This window comes from Acinetobacter lwoffii, assembly GCF_022967985.1.
In the GTDB taxonomy this organism is placed as follows: Bacteria; Pseudomonadota; Gammaproteobacteria; order Pseudomonadales; family Moraxellaceae; genus Acinetobacter.
Genome location: NZ_JALJVC010000002.1, coordinates 154,694 through 170,191, shown reverse-complemented (window position 1 = coordinate 170,191; position 15,498 = coordinate 154,694). Strand labels below are relative to the sequence as shown.

At 42.4% G+C, this 15,498-nt stretch carries 14 protein-coding genes; 5 read left to right on the top strand and 9 right to left on the bottom strand.

The window, feature by feature from the left end; all coding sequences use genetic code 11:
• Positions 1-121: 121 nt before the first annotated feature.
• Together MWG72_RS02235 and truB are read right to left on the bottom strand one after the other, a co-directional pair.
• Positions 122-886: a sulfite exporter TauE/SafE family protein gene (locus tag MWG72_RS02235; RefSeq protein WP_005248297.1), complete on the bottom strand. Its 765-nt coding sequence runs from the start codon at positions 884-886 to the stop codon at positions 122-124.
• Between the two features lie 12 nt (positions 887-898).
• Positions 899-1,804 (bottom strand): tRNA pseudouridine(55) synthase TruB, encoded by a 906-nt coding sequence (truB, locus tag MWG72_RS02230; RefSeq protein WP_180086831.1) that lies wholly within the window; start codon positions 1,802-1,804, stop codon positions 899-901.
• A gap of 170 nt (positions 1,805-1,974) precedes the next feature.
• Between truB and MWG72_RS02225 the strand changes: the two genes are divergently transcribed.
• The 5 genes from MWG72_RS02225 to MWG72_RS02205 all read left to right on the top strand — a co-directional run bounded on the left by MWG72_RS02225 (position 1,975) and on the right by MWG72_RS02205 (position 7,602).
• The gene (locus MWG72_RS02225) at positions 1,975-3,003 is read left to right on the top strand and encodes a lipase secretion chaperone (protein ID WP_247143141.1); all 1,029 of its coding nucleotides are present in this window, start codon (positions 1,975-1,977) and stop codon (positions 3,001-3,003) included.
• 389 nt (positions 3,004-3,392) lie between these two features.
• Positions 3,393-4,403 carry an esterase/lipase family protein gene (locus tag MWG72_RS02220; RefSeq protein WP_247143140.1) on the top strand — a complete coding sequence of 337 codons (1,011 nt, stop codon included), beginning with the start codon at positions 3,393-3,395 and terminating at the stop codon, positions 4,401-4,403.
• Positions 4,404-4,487: 84 nt separating this feature from the next.
• Positions 4,488-5,459, top strand: a complete 972-nt coding sequence (locus MWG72_RS02215; RefSeq protein ID WP_247143139.1) for an esterase/lipase family protein — start codon at positions 4,488-4,490, stop codon at positions 5,457-5,459.
• Between the two features lie 133 nt (positions 5,460-5,592).
• Positions 5,593-6,561, top strand: a complete 969-nt coding sequence (locus MWG72_RS02210) for an esterase/lipase family protein (protein WP_247143138.1) — start codon at positions 5,593-5,595, stop codon at positions 6,559-6,561.
• Between the two features lie 69 nt (positions 6,562-6,630).
• On the top strand, positions 6,631-7,602 hold the full coding sequence (locus MWG72_RS02205) for an esterase/lipase family protein (RefSeq protein WP_247143137.1): 972 nt from the start codon (positions 6,631-6,633) through the stop codon (positions 7,600-7,602).
• A 522-nt stretch (positions 7,603-8,124) separates the two neighbouring features.
• On the opposite strand, the gene rplS is transcribed toward MWG72_RS02205, so the two are convergent.
• The 7 genes from rplS to MWG72_RS02170 all read right to left on the bottom strand — a co-directional run bounded on the left by rplS (position 8,125) and on the right by MWG72_RS02170 (position 15,493).
• A complete protein-coding gene (rplS, locus tag MWG72_RS02200; protein WP_004281205.1) occupies positions 8,125-8,499 on the bottom strand; it encodes a 50S ribosomal protein L19 in 375 nt (124 codons plus the stop codon).
• A gap of 185 nt (positions 8,500-8,684) precedes the next feature.
• Entirely contained in the window at positions 8,685-9,419 is a 735-nt protein-coding gene (trmD, locus tag MWG72_RS02195) for a tRNA (guanosine(37)-N1)-methyltransferase TrmD (protein ID WP_247143136.1), read from the bottom strand.
• Positions 9,420-9,447: 28 nt separating this feature from the next.
• The gene (rimM, locus tag MWG72_RS02190) at positions 9,448-9,996 is read right to left on the bottom strand and encodes a ribosome maturation factor RimM (protein ID WP_247143135.1); all 549 of its coding nucleotides are present in this window, start codon (positions 9,994-9,996) and stop codon (positions 9,448-9,450) included.
• Positions 9,997-10,026: 30 nt separating this feature from the next.
• The gene (gene rpsP, locus MWG72_RS02185; RefSeq protein ID WP_004281198.1) at positions 10,027-10,284 is read right to left on the bottom strand and encodes a 30S ribosomal protein S16; all 258 of its coding nucleotides are present in this window, start codon (positions 10,282-10,284) and stop codon (positions 10,027-10,029) included.
• A 138-nt stretch (positions 10,285-10,422) separates the two neighbouring features.
• The gene (locus tag MWG72_RS02180; RefSeq protein ID WP_005248312.1) at positions 10,423-10,857 is read right to left on the bottom strand and encodes a type IV pilin protein; all 435 of its coding nucleotides are present in this window, start codon (positions 10,855-10,857) and stop codon (positions 10,423-10,425) included.
• A complete protein-coding gene (locus MWG72_RS15510) occupies positions 10,851-11,486 on the bottom strand; it encodes a type IV pilin protein (protein WP_005248313.1) in 636 nt (211 codons plus the stop codon). Before MWG72_RS15510 ends, MWG72_RS02180 begins: the two co-directional genes overlap by 7 nt.
• A 5-nt stretch (positions 11,487-11,491) precedes the next feature.
• Entirely contained in the window at positions 11,492-15,493 is a 4,002-nt protein-coding gene (locus MWG72_RS02170; protein WP_247143134.1) for a pilus assembly protein, read from the bottom strand.
• Positions 15,494-15,498: the final 5 nt, after the last annotated feature.

Here is a 15,498-nt window from a genome sequence, read left to right as displayed (position 1 = left end):
CGATTGTTTTATTTTTCATATCATTGATTCTAGAAGATTTTCAGAACAGGTTCAGACACAGTTTATACAGTGATTTGTTAAGAAATTTTAATATCGAGAATGATTTACATCGGGTTTAGATCTAAAAAAACATCTGGTATGCCATCCGGCAAATCAGCAGACTGACCAGAATCAGGAATAAAATCCGGATAAAACCACTGCCATATTTAAATGCCAAACGCACCCCGACCAAGGAACCACAAATATTGGCTACCGCCATCATTGTCCCGACCATAAACAGCACATTGCCACTAGGGATAAAAAAGCTTAAGGCGGCCAGGTTGGTGGTGAAATTGGCAATTTTCGACAAAGCCGACGCATGCAGGAAGTCGACGCTTAAATAGCGAATAAAAAAGAAAATAAAGAAACTGCCGGTGCCCGGACCAAAGATACCATCATAAAAGCCTATCGCCAGACTGCCCAAAGCGGCCAGAATCAGCATTTTCCGATTCAGTTTTTGTTCGGTATGCACTTGGCCAAACTGTTTTTTCATTAAGGTATAGATTGCGATCACGATCAACATGACCAGCACAAAAGGCTTAAGGATCTCGACTGGAATTAGCGTAACACTGGCTGCACCAATAAAAGAACTGACAAAACTGCATAGTGCAATCACGCCTAAGAGCAACCAGGGCAGTTTTACCTGACGCAGATAGGAAAATGCCGCTGAAGCGGTACCACAAATGGACGCGAGTTTATTGGTGCCAAAGACCGTAGCAGGCTGTAAATGCGGTAAACTCCCCATAATTGCCGGGATCTGGATCAGACCACCACCGCCCACGGCAGCATCAATCGCCCCTGCAAAAAATGCAAAGACAACCAGACTGATGATGATCTCAATTTCCATATATTGACTCGATTAGAGGTTCAGGACGCGTTTGGGTACCAGACGTTTTTTATCAGTAATTTCTGCCAGCCCCAGACATTTATCTCCATCAAAAACCAGCACCTGTTCAGCTGCTTCATGTTCGATATTGCTTTCCATGCCGCGGCTAAAATATTCTGCACGACCTTCGGGTACCTGCACTTTTGGAAAATGATCAACCGGTGCATAGGCTGGCAACAACAGTGCATCACGCTCTGCTTCGCTCAGGCTCTCCAGATATTCAATGGTATAACTCGGAATCAAATCAAAATGGCCGGTTTTGATGCGGTGCAGATAAGTCAGATGGCCATAAGTTCCCAGCGCTTTGGCAATATCTTCCCCCAAAACCCGGATATAAGTGCCTTTAGAACAGGTAATATCCAGCGTGATACTGTTCTCCGTAAAGGACAAAAACTCAATCGCTAAAATCGTAATTGGACGCGCTTCACGTTCAATCTCGATACCTTTGCGCGCCAGTTCGTATAAAGGACGGCCTTCTTTTTTCAAGGCAGAATACATCGGCGGCACTTGCTGGATATCCCCGATAAACTGTGCCAATGTGTCCTGAATCAAGGCTTCCGAGAGTTCAGGAACCGCTTTTTCCAGAAGCACCTCACCTTCGACATCGCCCGTGGTGGTACTATGCCCCAAAAATACGGTCGTCTGATAACGCTTGACCGAATCTAATAAATAATGCGAAAACTTGGTCGCCTCCCCCAAACACACGGGCAATAAACCGGATGCCAGCGGATCCAGCGCACCGGTATGGCCGGCTTTTTGTGCACGGTACAACCAGCGGACTCTTTGCAATGCGGCATTAGAGCTGATACCCAAAGGCTTATTAAGCAGGAAGACACCACTAAGATGACGACGCTGAATTTTAGGAGATGATGCTTTCATGGCAAAAAATCAGACATTTTATAAATTGGCGCCATGGTAAAACCCTGCGAGATGATTTACAACTTTTCTATAGTCTCTAATGATTTTTATGGCATATTGAGCCGGCTTTAATATCTAAAAGCTTGAACATCTAAAAATAATGAAACAACGAGAAAATAGGTGCATAGGATATGCAGAAATATAAAATATGGATCATTCTGGCGTTGCTGGTGCTGTGCATTCTCACGCTGATCTTATGGCTGTCTCCAAAAGAAAATAACCAGGCGGATACCGGGACAAAAACACCTTTTACTGAAACTCAGGCAGAGCAAACCGCACTCTTGGTCAATGGCCCTGCCAATGCAGCCTTCCCCAGTGCCAGCCAGCAAGATACCGAAATTAATTGTCAGATGCAGTTAGATGCCAGCAACCGTCTGATCGTGAATGAACAGACCCGCAACTGTTTTGAATATTTTATTACTCAGTTTGGCGAAAAAAATCTGCAGCAGATCCAGCAGGATTTTAAAGCCTATATTCGCCAGAATCATAAAGAACCAGCACTCTCGCAAATTCTGGATTTATGGGATCGTTATATCCAGTATCGTCAGGGTTTGGGCCAGCTCACTGCACCGACTGGGCTGAATCAGGAAGATCCTGCCTATTATCGTAGCATCCATAACAGTACCCAGAATTTGCGCCAGCAGTACTTTTCCAAGTATGAAATTGAAGGCTTGTTTGGCACAGAAGATGCCTATCATGAATATACCCTGGACCGGATGAGCGTATTGGCAGACAAAAGCTTGACTGAGACTGAAAAAGCCCAAAAGCTCAAAGCACTGTTTCAACAGCTCCCACAGGACTGGCAGGAAAATCTGGAACAACTGAATAAACTGGAAGATCTGCGCAAACTAACCGCTAATATTAAGGCTCGTGGCGGTTCCAGCGATGAAATCCGGCAGATGCGGATTAATCTAGTCGGCCCTGAAGCCACACAGCGTCTGGAACAACTGGATGTACAACGCAGCGACTGGAAAAACCGGGTGACGGGCTATTTAGATGAACGGGATCAGATTACCCAGTCCGGCATGTCAGATACCGCCAAACAGCAAGCCATTGCCCAGCTTCGCAGTAAACATTTTAATACACCGCAAGAACAACTCCGGGTAGAAACCTTTGAACAGGTTCATGATCAGGGAGCCAAGCTGCCCTTTGCTGACTAAGCCCAAAAGCCATCACCTGTTGATGGCTTTTTTATAAATGCCCTTTTGCTAACTTTATATTTTTTCTCAAAATGATCTTTTATAGTTGTTTCAAAATATTTCGAATTTACACAAAATAACTTAGACAAATTTTAATTATTTCAAAGACTTTTTATTTAAATACATGTGTAGATAAAACATATATTTACAATGTAAACCCCTCCCGTCCTGCATGTCCCCAAATGACATGGTTTAAACGCTTTGAAATGAAAAAATACCCCTTTTAAAAATAAAATTTGCTTAGCCACTGAAAGCCGGACCTGTATTTTCATCGTCTGATTTTGTGGTTTGCAACACTCTACAAAAAGCAATGATTGCTTGAATAACGATAAAATTAAAAAGGGACAGCTATGCATACTTTCAGCAAGATAGCCCAGTTACTGACTGTGGCTTTAGCGACAACTCTGGGATTCAGTTTTTCTGCACATACTCAGGCTGCAGCGAGTGCAACACAAGTCATCGAAAAGACCCGGTCTGACTATGCCAAGACCAAATATCCGATCTTGATGGTGCATGGCTGGCTAGGCTGGTCACGCATTGGCACCGATAGTATCGGGCTGGATTACTGGTATCAGATTCTGCCAGATATGGCACGTAATGGCTCTACCGTCTTTGCGGCACAATTGTCTCTGGCAAATACAACGGCGCATCGCGGTGAACAACTGGTTCAACAGGTTGAAGAGGTTCTGGCAATTACCGGCAAGCAAAAACTGAATTTGATTGGTCACTCTCATGGCGGACCGACAGTACTGTATGTCGCAGCGACCCAGCCGCAGTATATTTCGTCTATCACTGGCGTTGCAGGAACCTACCATGGCTCCAAAGTGGCAGATGATATTCAAAATAATCGCCTGACCCGTACTGCCTTTAACATTTTAGGTGATTATATTATTGGTCCATTGATTGCATTAGGCCAGTTTAAACCTGAACTGGAAATTGATTTTGATGCTTCCATGAAATCCCTGACCCAGACCGGCTCAAATACTTTTAATGCCACAGTGGCGCAGCAGGTGGTCAAAGATGGTGTATTGGCATCCACAGAAAACTGCAATAAAAATTTAAAGCAGAAAGACAGTAAAGGCATCCATTATTATTCATGGACGGGTGTGGCCCAAGCCACCAATGCACTGGATATTGACACGATCCTGATGCAGCTCGGCCCTTTATCTTATGGCAGTAAAGACAATGACGGCATGGTGTCACGTTGTAGTGCGTTCATGGGCAAGGTGATTCATGACCAGTACAAACTCAATCATACTGACCTGGCCAACATGATGTTTGGTCTGAAGGGGATGTTTGCACCCGATCCGGTCGCCCTCTATCGCCAGCATGCCAACCGGCTCAAATTAGAAGGTTTATAACCCCAGAGTGCCTATATTTCAGCTGAGATATAGGCTTTTTTCTGATTATTTTTTATTTGACCTATCCGTGATCGGGAAGCTGCAATGAAAAAAATAATATCTTACTTAAGCTTTTTGCTACTGGTTTCCCTAGTAACTGGTCCTGTGCAAGCCGCGGCATTACAGCAATATAAAAGCAATTTTGTCCTCTCAAGTTATGCCAGGACAAAATATCCGATGGTCTTTGTTCATGGTTTTGGTCTGGGTTTTAACCGGATTGGAACGGAGAGCATCGGTCTGGATTACTGGTATCAGATTCCCCAAGACCTGAGCCGGCATGGTGCACGGGTATTTTCTGCCGAATTGTCTGCTGTTGCGTCCAATGAACTCCGCGGTGAACAGCTCTTGATGCAAATTGATGAAGTACTGGCATTAACTGGTCAGAAGAAAGTCAATCTGATTGGGCATAGCCAAGGTGGCCCAACGATTCAATATATCGAGGGCGTTGCGCCACATAAAGCTGCCTCCTTAACCGCTATTGCGGGCGCTATGCAAGGCACACCAGTTTTTGTCAATGCCAGCCAGACACTCCTCCTTGCACCCTTTATCCATGCCATCGGTACAATTCTGGGACATAGCATGAATCTGGTTACAGCTAACCAGTATCCGGTCAGTATGATCGAAGCACTGGAAGCTATGAACCCAGAGGCGATTCAGGCTTTCAATATGAAATATGGCTCCTCTGCCATTCCCAAAGACTGTCAATCTCAGGGCAGCAAACTCACGCCAAATCGAATTTACCACTATTCCTGGATGGGCAACCGGCAGGCAACTAATTCCTTGGATGTAATTGAGTCTACAGTCGTGACTTTAGGTAGCAGTTTCTTGAAAGGAGAAGCCAATGATGGTGCTCTGCCGCTGTGTAGCGGACGTTATGGCCAAATCATTCGTCAGGACTATGCCCATAACCACTTTGATGAAGTAAACCAGTTTTTTGGCATTTTGGGTCCTTTCGCGCAGGATCCGGTCGCACTGTATCGCCAACATGCCAACCGGCTCAAGCTGCAAGGCTTATAAATCACTTATTTTATGAATAGATCATCTTTATTAATTAAAAAAACTTAGGAAACTGAGTCCCTGCTACATAGGGGAACTTTAGGCGACTGGATGAGGATCATCCCGTTAAAACAACAAAAGTGAGGAAAATATAATGAAATTCGGAATATTAATCACCGGCCTGCTGCTGGCGGGTACATGTCTCAGCACCCAGGCATCCACCCAGGCCAGTCAGGTCACAGCAAAAGCCAGTTCACAATATGCCAAGACCCAATATCCGATTGTCTTTGCACATGGTATGGCGGGTTTCATCCGGATCGGTACTGACCAGTTTGGACTGGATTACTGGTATCAGATTTTACCGGATCTGGCGCGTAATGGCGGTAATGTCTGGGCAACACGTGTCTCGCCTTTTAACTCATCGGAAATTCGGGGTGAGCAACTTTTAGAGCAGGTAAATGAAATTCTGGCCATTACCGGTGCAAAGAAAGTCAATCTGATCGGTCATTCGCATGGCGGCCCGACCATTCGTTATGTCGCAGGTGCAGGGAATGGAATAGTCGCTTCCCTGACTTCTGTCGGTGCTCCGCATAAGGGCTCCCCGGTTGGAGACCTGATCCTGCAAGCAGAAGGTACACCGATACAAGGGCCTTTAGTCGGTGGTATCAACCTGGTGTCTAAGGCCATCACCTGGGCACAAGGTCTGGATCCGAGCAGTTTCCCACATGATTCTCTGGCTGGTGGTCGCAGTCTGACCCTAGCAGGATCCGCTCAATTCAACCAGAAATATCCGCTCGGTATGCCAACCACCGCCTGCGGTGAAGGTAAGGAAAAAGACGGTGATATTCGTCATTATTCATTTACCGGTATAGGTCAAGTCACCAATCCGCTCGATCCTGATTCAGCCTTGACAGTTACAGCTCTACTCATTGATGGCGGCAAGGAAAATGATGGTCTGGTCTCCCGCTGTAGTGCCAAATTCGGTAAAACCATTCGGGATAACTACAACTGGAACCACCTGGATGAAGTGAACCAGTTACTCGGATTAAAAAATGTCTTTGCTCCAGACCCAGTCGATGTTTATCGGCAACATGCCAACCGGCTCAAATTGCAAGGCCTGTAATTCAACCTCATCCCTGTCATTACAATGTGCAGGGATTTTTTAATTTTTAAACCGCCAAAATGGAACTTTATGAAAATTAAAACGCATTTTATAACCTTATGCTGCGCATTATTTACGGGCCAATATGTACAGGCTTCCAATTTACAGCAAGCAGAATCCAGATTTGTCGTGTCCAATTATGCAAAAACACAATACCCGATTGTATTTGCACATGGCATGGCAGGCTTTATCCGGATCGGTACTGACCAGTTTGGACTGGATTACTGGTATCAGATTTTACCGGATCTGGCGCGTAATGGCGGCAATGTTTGGGCAACACGTGTCTCGCCTTTTAACTCATCGGAAATTCGTGGTGAGCAACTTTTAGAGCAAGTAAATGAAATTCTGGCCATTACCGGTGCAAAGAAAGTCAATCTGATCGGTCATTCCCATGGCGGCCCGACCATTCGTTATGTCGCAGGTGCAGGGAATGGAATAGTTGCTTCCCTGACTTCCGTCGGTGCTCCGCATAAGGGTTCCCCGGTTGCAGACCTGATCCTACAAGCAGAAGGCACACCGATACAAGGACCTTTAGTGGGTGGCATTAACCTGGTGTCTAAGGCCATCACCTGGGCACAAGGTCTGGATCCGAACAGTTTCCCGCATGATTCTCTGGCTGGTGGTCGCAGCCTGACCCTGGCAGGATCTGCGCAATTCAACCAGAAATATCCGCTGGGTATGCCGACTACCACCTGTGGTGAAGGTGCATATCAACAAAAAGGTATCTACAACTATTCATTCACAGGTGTAGGCCAAGTCACCAACCCGCTCGATCCTGATTCAGCACTCAAAGTTACAGCCCTACTCATTGATGGCGGCAAGGAAAATGATGGTCTGGTCTCCCGCTGTAGTGCCAAATTCGGTAAAACCATTCGGGATAACTACAACTGGAACCACCTGGATGAAGTGAACCAGTTACTCGGGTTAAGAAATGTCTTTGCTCCAGACCCAGTCGATGTTTATCGCCAGCATGCCAACCGCTTAAAACTGCAAGGTTTATAGAGCTACACAAGCCTCTATTCATCCAGAGGCTTTTTCTATCTTATTTTTCTCCAAATTTTTTCTTGAAATTTACTTGTTAATCATGATTAAACTGCATATAAAATATTCATCAAATATAAAAAGAACTGTGAAATAAAATAAATGCAGATACCTTCTATAGAAATCAAAAACAGATTTAAAAGAACCTGCCCCTGTTGCAAACGAAAAGTGATTAATCCTTTTCAATTTAAAAAATATGAGCCTTATTATTGTCCCTCTTGTCATCGACATATTATCGCAAATGTATGGATCAGTATTTTACTGGCTATCACACAATGTTTTATTTGCATTCAACTTTTTAATGCAGGATTCCAGTCTTGGGGATATTTTGTATTATTCCTGATGTTTATTCATAAAATTTTCTTGGATATTTTGGATGCCATGATCTTGCCTTTGCAGGAACATTTCGAATAAATCCAAATAAAAATCAGGCATAAAAAATGCGCCCAAAGGCGCATTTTTTCACTCGTATAAAGCTTAAAATTAAGCTTTAGTTTTACGAGCTGGTAATTTTTCACGAATACGTGCAGCTTTACCAGACAATTCACGTAGGTAGTAAAGTTTAGCACGACGAACGTCACCACGACGTTTCACTTCGATACCAGCAACGATTGGAGAGTGAGTTTGGAATACACGCTCAACGCCAACACCGCTAGAAATTTTACGTACTGTGAACGCAGAGTTCAAACCACGGTTTTTCTTAGCAATTACAACGCCTTCGAACGCCTGTAAACGCTCACGGTCGCCTTCTTTTACTTTAACTTGAACAATAACTGTATCACCTGGTGCAAAAGCAGGGATGTTTTGTTTCAATTGTGCGTTTTCAATTACTTGAACTAAAGGATGCTTACCGCTCATGGGGTATCTCCAATATGTGCGAGTCAGAAGAGGTCTGATCATCGCTGGGTATAGAGGCTAAAGCGCATACACCCGATTATCTTTCCCTTTATAGTTGACCATCTCAACCATAAAGAGCCTATTAAAGAATACTTAAATCATTTTAAGTACTGGCTTGAAGACAGAAATGATTACTCATCAATATCTTACAAATCTTTCAGCCATTTTTTTTGCAGCTTGGTCAGCTCGACTTTTTCCACCAACTCTGGGCGGCGTTCAAGTGTACGCTGATATCGCTGCAAAAACCGCCATTTTTCAATATTGGCATGATGCCCGGACTTTAACACCTCAGGCACATCCAAACCTTCAAAATGATCTGGCTTGGTATATTGTGGGCAATCTAGCAGACCATCCACAAATGAGTCTTGCACGTGTGATTGTTCATCAGACATGGCACCCGGAAGTCTCCGGATAATACTGTCCAATAAAACCATCGCAGGAAGTTCACCACCTGACAACACGTAATCTCCAATTGACCATTCCTGATCAACATATTGCTGGATCAAACGCTCATCAACGCCTTCATAACGTCCGCACAGTACAATGATTCCGTCATATTTGACAAAATCCTGTACCGCAGTTTCGTTTAAGGTCTGTCCTTGCGGTGACATATACACCACAGGAACCTGAACTGCACCCGCTTGCGTTGCAAGCTCTTTGGCATGCTGGATTGCTTTTGCCAGAGGCTCAGCCATCATCACCATACCCGGACCACCACCGAATGGACGCTCATCCACCCGTTTATAGTTGCCCGTCGCATAATCGCGAGGATTGATACAATGAACTTGCATCAATTCACGTTTTGCTGCGCGCCCGCTAATACCATAGGCTGTAATCGCTTCAAACATTTCAGGAAAAAGCGTAATGACTGCAAAGAACATCGCAGACTCCCTTATTTCCGAAAAATTCTTAGTAATCTACGCCCCAATTGACGTAGATACGACCAGCTTCAAGATCAACGCGTTGCACCACATCTTTATGCCATGGAATCATTCGCTCTTCGCCATCGATGCTGTCGGCAGTTGCGCGAACCACCATCACATCGTTAGCACCTGTTTCAAACAGCTCAAAAATTTGACCGAGATTGATTTCTTGTTCCTGATCGTCCAGACCTAACACAGTTAGACCTTTTAAATCAGACCAATAATACTCATCTACACCAGCTTGAGGCAGTTGCGATTTAGAGATCCAGACATTGGAGCCAACCAGTTCGTCTGCAGCAGTGCGATCACTCACACCTTTCAGCGAAACAACCAGGCCTTTACCATGTGGTTTCCAACGTTTTACATCGACAATTTGCCAACCTGCTTTGGTCTCAATGTACCAAGGCAGATAGTCAAATATGTTGCTCATAGGTTCTGTATTGGAATAGACCCAGAGCCACCCATTTAATCCATATGCTGAACGCAACTGTCCAATCTGAATACGATCTTCGGGAACATTCTGTGTTGGTGTCATGGGCAAGCTACTACCTAATTTATATAAAAATTATGCAGCAACTGCAGCTTTCTTAGCTTGAGCAGCTAAAGAAGCAACACGATCAGAAGGTTGAGCACCTTGAGAAACCCAGTGAGCAAAACGGTCAGCATCTAAACGAAGTTTTTCTGCTTTACCTTGGGCTGTAGGGTTGAAGAAACCGATACGTTCGATGAAACGACCGTCACGTGCATTACGGCTATCAGTCACAATGATTTGATAGAACGGACGTTTTTTAGCACCACCGCGTGCAAGACGAATAACAACCATGATAGAACCTTATAGTTTTTACGGATTATCCTTGTACCGACCATCGATACAGCTCAAACCCCTTTCATAGAGGGCAGTATTTTACTTGAACTTTGCCCTGAATGAAAGATCAAAAAGTGTTTGGCTACAATTTTGGATTTATTTACCATCCCAGTTGGAGTTTGGCGATAATGCACAACTTGATGCTCCTTTCGCCCAGTATTTTTCAGATTTATTATTCAAACACACCCACCCATCACCAGCCTGTAAGGTTCCTGTGATTGGCTTTGCAATTAACGTCCAACTTGTTGTATTAGTTAAAACAGCATCAAAACTTAAACTATACAAAGCAGTACCTTGTTTCGGTGTAACCGCTGATCCATATATTTGAGCAATTGTTGCCCCCGAAAAAGAACCATTCATCCCTTTATAAGCATTCATTCTTTCTGCAATGAACATCATTTCTGATTGGGCTTCTGCTCGATTCATCTTGATTTTATATTGTTGATAAGAGGGATAAGCGATGGCTGCCAATATTGCAATAATTACAACAACAATCATCAATTCAATAAGCGTAAACCCTTGCTTTACCATGATTCAGCTCCATCTCCCTCATTACCACATGAGGTATAACTTACTTTCGTATAATCTTTTTTATTCATACACTTGGCACCCAAGCTATTTAATAAAAGACCATAGTTCTTTTGATCTAAACTTTCTGCTTTTATTGCCCAGCTACTTCCTATAGCAAACATGTCAGACTGTGAGGATTTATCAAAATCAATCTTTTTGTTCAATAAATCCGTTTTAATTTCAGGATCTTTGATGGTACTGGTTACATTCCCCTCTTCATCCTTCTCAAACTCACTGACCGTATAAAAACCAATAATGCTTAATCTATAACTAGGATTAGTCGAATGAATAGGGAGTGAAATTTGCTGTTTAGCCGTATCAAAGTTTGAATTCAAAACACCATCTTTATCTCTATATAAATAACTTGCCTCAAAACCTTTATAACTAAAGTTCTTAGCTTTATGTCGCTCCAATTGCTCAGCAAGCTTTTGCATTTCCTGTTGTGCTTGAGCCAAATGTGAACGTTGTACATAAATCTGATAGCTTGGCAAAGCGATTGCAGCGAGTAACGCCACAATCACCACAACCACCATCAACTCAATTAAGGTAAAACCCAACTGCGACTTGTTTTGTGAAAAAGGAGATTTCATTCTTTTCACTCCTTCGTTGAATAGCGTTCATACCAACGATGTGGAATAAATTTCAACGAACCACCTGCTGGAATAAAACGGTTACCTATAGTAGCACAATCAGCACCTACACATTTCACATTATCTGGATCTGGATCTGGAACAATAATCCCTTTATTCCCTTTAGAGCTAGTCATTGGACCAACGTTTAAACCCACAATACCAGCACCTAAATGATAGGTATATCTAGCCTGTTCAGGGCATACACCTGTCGGTAAGCATAACCGCTGTGTAAAACTATCACCTTTTACACCAGCACCGCATGAAGATGTTGTACCTGTAGCAGATGCATCATACATAGTTACATACAAATTTCCCTCCATTGCAACCAATGGAGTAATTCCTTTTACTATGCCTTCGCTAACTGTAACAGTACTGGCTTCTTTTTGTGCTTCTGTGAAGTTTTTATTAAATGGATAATACCAACCTCCCCAGCCACTTGATGGATCAATTTTTGCACCTTTTGAAGCCGTTGCTGTTTTATTATTAATAATATCCGTCAACAATCTAAGCTTGGTCTTATTAGGAGTTGCTGCAGCTGCTGATTCAGCACTGGTCGCTAGTGTTTTAGCAGCTGTTCGTGTCGCTGGATAGTAAGACCCATTTGGATGAATATCATATTCATACAGCGCATAAACAGCATCATAGCTCAGACCTGTTGAATTTGACTGCCCTGTTGCTGTTGGAGAATCTGATGTAGCCAATAATGGTGAGCTTTTATTCCCTGAGACAAAAGATGCAACGACTATATTACCGCCTTCCAATTTCCCCGCACTGTGATGTGCTGTAAATGTTGGCATATAATAAAAGCGAGGGCTTTTACCATCTGTTTTATGTAAATTCAAAATTTTGGTTACTTGTGAATCAAAAGTAGAGCCCCCAGCATTTTTAAAATCAATACGGAAAGCTTGACCAGCTAAATCCCCAAAATAAATATGATCGACTACACCATCATTATTTCGATCAATAGTTTTAATTTCACTTACTACACTATATTTAAGGTCTTCATTTTTAACATGATCAATACCATTTTCACCATTAGTAGAGTCTGCATACCAAAGTAAATCACCATTGTTAGCATCAAACATATATACGCCGGAACCACGGCTATCAGTACTACATTTTAAATTACCCGCAGCACATGAAACTTGCGCCTGTTTATAATCATGATATTCATATCCACCATAGCCTGATCGAACACCATTTTCATAAAGACCATCACCCTCTGGACCACCAGCGTCGTAACCGCCGCCTACAAACATAACGAGCTTACGCTCACCTTTCCAGTTAACATAATCCAATTTAGGTTTTGACCAACTTTGACCCATGTTGGCCAAGGCATCATAGACTTTTTCTGATAACTGAGGGTTACCATCCTTATCATACGTCAAACGTTTAACACTACTGCTCGCTGGATCAATATGAAACTTAACTTTCGGTTTTGCGACTGAATTGTCCAGGTCTGTTAAGTCAAGGGCATAATAACTCCGACCACCCATTCTTAAACCACCGTAAACCCACTGTTTTCCTTTTAAATTTTCTTTTTCACTAGAGTTAGAGCCTGCAACATCTCTAGCAATACCATCCACAGTAAGCGTGCCATCATCTTTACTTACATATACTGTATGTGCCGTCCACTCCCCATCGATACCATAATACAGACCTGCTTTACCTTTATTCCAACTCCCTGCACCCACCTTCAGTAATTCATACTGTTTTTCCAACATCTCTTTCGGTAAAAAGCTAAATTTTTCCTCACCAGAATCTGCATCAACCACATGCAATAAGCCTTGAGTTGTCCCAAACAAAATGTAGTCTTGACGGTCTTCACTGTCTACATAGACTCCCCCTGATTCATTACGTTTTGCTATTGCCTTACCACTCTGAGTTAATAGCACTGGTAAAGAATGTAAACTGCTTCCCATTTGACGCAAAACTTCAACTGGAGCTGCATTACTCAGATCATAACCATTCGTAGATTCATTAGCCGGTATTTGATAACCTAACAATGCCATTAAGGCTCTTACACGCTCAGGATCGTCTGTTTTTGTCTTAGAGCTAGTTGTATATGTTGGTTTAACTTGAATTAAACTTAAGTCTTGAGCAATACGGCTACCCTCTTCTTTTGTTCCATCAAACGAGTAGTCTGTATATATATAACGTGCAGGTTTTTCTTCTTCTATGCCATATTTTAACTTACCTAATACACCATACTTTTTATAAGTTGATGTACCAGAAGGGTAAGTCATTGTGCTGTCTTTAGACCAAATATCTTTTAAATCTGCAAGAATACTCTTCTTCACAACAACTTTTTTAGTTCCTGCTTCATCAGCAAAAATACCATTATCAACAACATAGTATTTCTTTAAATTACCAAACCACAATTGCTTAACATCAGAGTCTTTCACCTTAGGTTCAAATTGAGGGAAGTATGAATATCCCTGTACAACTTCTGGATTTAGACTATCTAACGGAATAGTTGAAGAGCCAGTACTAATACTTGGAATATCAACACTTCGATCCTCAATAAAGCGGTTTAAACTGGCGACAATTTGTGCTGAATCATCAGCTGAAGTAAACCCACCCTGACCAAAACTACCGCCTGCAGAACTATGCAGACCCCATTCATATGCATTTTTACCGTCCTGATCTGTTGTATTTTCAGCATCAGCAAAAACTTTACCCAATCCAACAACGGCAGTTGCAATTCCTTTTTCTTTGGTTAACCCTGTAATACGCTTTAATTCTGTAACATCATTTAATTGTTTTGAAAAAGATCCTATAGCTTTCCAATCTGATTTAAACGAATAATTATCATTCGCACCTGTATTATTACTAAATCCATCTCCAAATACCCAAGTACCGGATGATAATGCTCTTCGCATAATCGTTTGAGTATTTGAATCTTTATCTGTTTGTGGCTGACCATCAGTTAAGAAATAAATTCCATCTCCAGTACATTGATTGATTGGTGATGTATATTTTCCATCAGCATAAATACTAGATGGTGCTAAGTTACTTCCACTATAACTATTGCTACTACCGCCCCTAGTGGTTGTACCCAAGAGATAAGCAGCCGCTTCTGCATAAGCTGCTGATGTAGGTGTCCCACCTTCACCTTTAAATTCATTACTTTTAACAAGGTCTATTACTTTTTGACGCTGAGCTGAACCAATATCTCCCCATTCAGCTACTGGTATACGAATATACCCCCTTTTGTTATTCTCTGAAGATGTTAAATATGGATAAGTTCCTATCCCAATGTGTACATTCGGTTTAATGCCTGTTTTTGTTGTATCATTATATAGTGGCATTACTGCCAACGCGTACAGGGCATTTTTCAACCGACTAATTCTATCCAGGTATATATTTGTTGCAACAGTATTTTTATAATAATAAGTTGAAGAATCTCTATACCCTCCTAGTTCCGGCTGATAACCAGTTATACTCGGAGCTGCTATCCTTACTGCACATGAGTCTTTATTTTTATAGACGCTACCTACATTCACAGCACCGCATCGATACCATACATTCTGATCTTCATAGCATGGAGATCTATTTCTACGTCCACAGCCTGTTGCGGATGTTTGTACTGATTCGACTATTGTCCTATAAAAGTAGGCCTTCCCTGCTCCTACTTCACAATAATTAATTTTATACCCATAGCCATCCGGATGATTTATACCCTTCTTTAATACAACATTAGATGTACTAACACCATCAGGTATATCACATGCATCATCACCTACTTGATGCAAATCCATACTGCCCGATGTATCTAACATCATCACAATTACAGCTCCCGCTGCTGAACTGCTATTGGAAGTATAGATTTCTATATCACTCGCATAAGAAGTCGCAGTCTGAGCAATTAAAAAGGTAATAGAAGCTGCTAATATCGCAAGTTTGAATTTACTTATAGGCTTCAACTGCTGCTGTTGAATTTTTTGAATCTGATGCTGCTTCATTTTCT

What these genes read in the sequence shown, in the direction of transcription:
- MWG72_RS02225 (WP_247143141.1), top strand. Translation starts at nt 1,975, where the DNA reads ATGCAGAAATATAAAATATGGATCATTCTGGCGTTGCTGGTGCTGTGC.
- truB (WP_180086831.1), bottom strand. Translation starts at nt 1,804, where the DNA reads ATGAAAGCATCATCTCCTAAAATTCAGCGTCGTCATCTTAGTGGTGTC.
- MWG72_RS02210 (WP_247143138.1), top strand. Translation starts at nt 5,593, where the DNA reads ATGAAATTCGGAATATTAATCACCGGCCTGCTGCTGGCGGGTACATGT.
- MWG72_RS15510 (WP_005248313.1), bottom strand. Translation starts at nt 11,486, where the DNA reads ATGAAATCTCCTTTTTCACAAAACAAGTCGCAGTTGGGTTTTACCTTA.
- MWG72_RS02170 (WP_247143134.1), bottom strand. Translation starts at nt 15,493, where the DNA reads ATGAAGCAGCATCAGATTCAAAAAATTCAACAGCAGCAGTTGAAGCCT.
- MWG72_RS02235 (WP_005248297.1), bottom strand. Translation starts at nt 886, where the DNA reads ATGGAAATTGAGATCATCATCAGTCTGGTTGTCTTTGCATTTTTTGCA.
- rplS (WP_004281205.1), bottom strand. Translation starts at nt 8,499, where the DNA reads ATGAGCGGTAAGCATCCTTTAGTTCAAGTAATTGAAAACGCACAATTG.
- rimM (WP_247143135.1), bottom strand. Translation starts at nt 9,996, where the DNA reads ATGACACCAACACAGAATGTTCCCGAAGATCGTATTCAGATTGGACAG.
- MWG72_RS02220 (WP_247143140.1), top strand. Translation starts at nt 3,393, where the DNA reads ATGCATACTTTCAGCAAGATAGCCCAGTTACTGACTGTGGCTTTAGCG.
- MWG72_RS02205 (WP_247143137.1), top strand. Translation starts at nt 6,631, where the DNA reads ATGAAAATTAAAACGCATTTTATAACCTTATGCTGCGCATTATTTACG.
- MWG72_RS02215 (WP_247143139.1), top strand. Translation starts at nt 4,488, where the DNA reads ATGAAAAAAATAATATCTTACTTAAGCTTTTTGCTACTGGTTTCCCTA.
- trmD (WP_247143136.1), bottom strand. Translation starts at nt 9,419, where the DNA reads ATGTTCTTTGCAGTCATTACGCTTTTTCCTGAAATGTTTGAAGCGATT.
- MWG72_RS02180 (WP_005248312.1), bottom strand. Translation starts at nt 10,857, where the DNA reads ATGGTAAAGCAAGGGTTTACGCTTATTGAATTGATGATTGTTGTTGTA.
- rpsP (WP_004281198.1), bottom strand. Translation starts at nt 10,284, where the DNA reads ATGGTTGTTATTCGTCTTGCACGCGGTGGTGCTAAAAAACGTCCGTTC.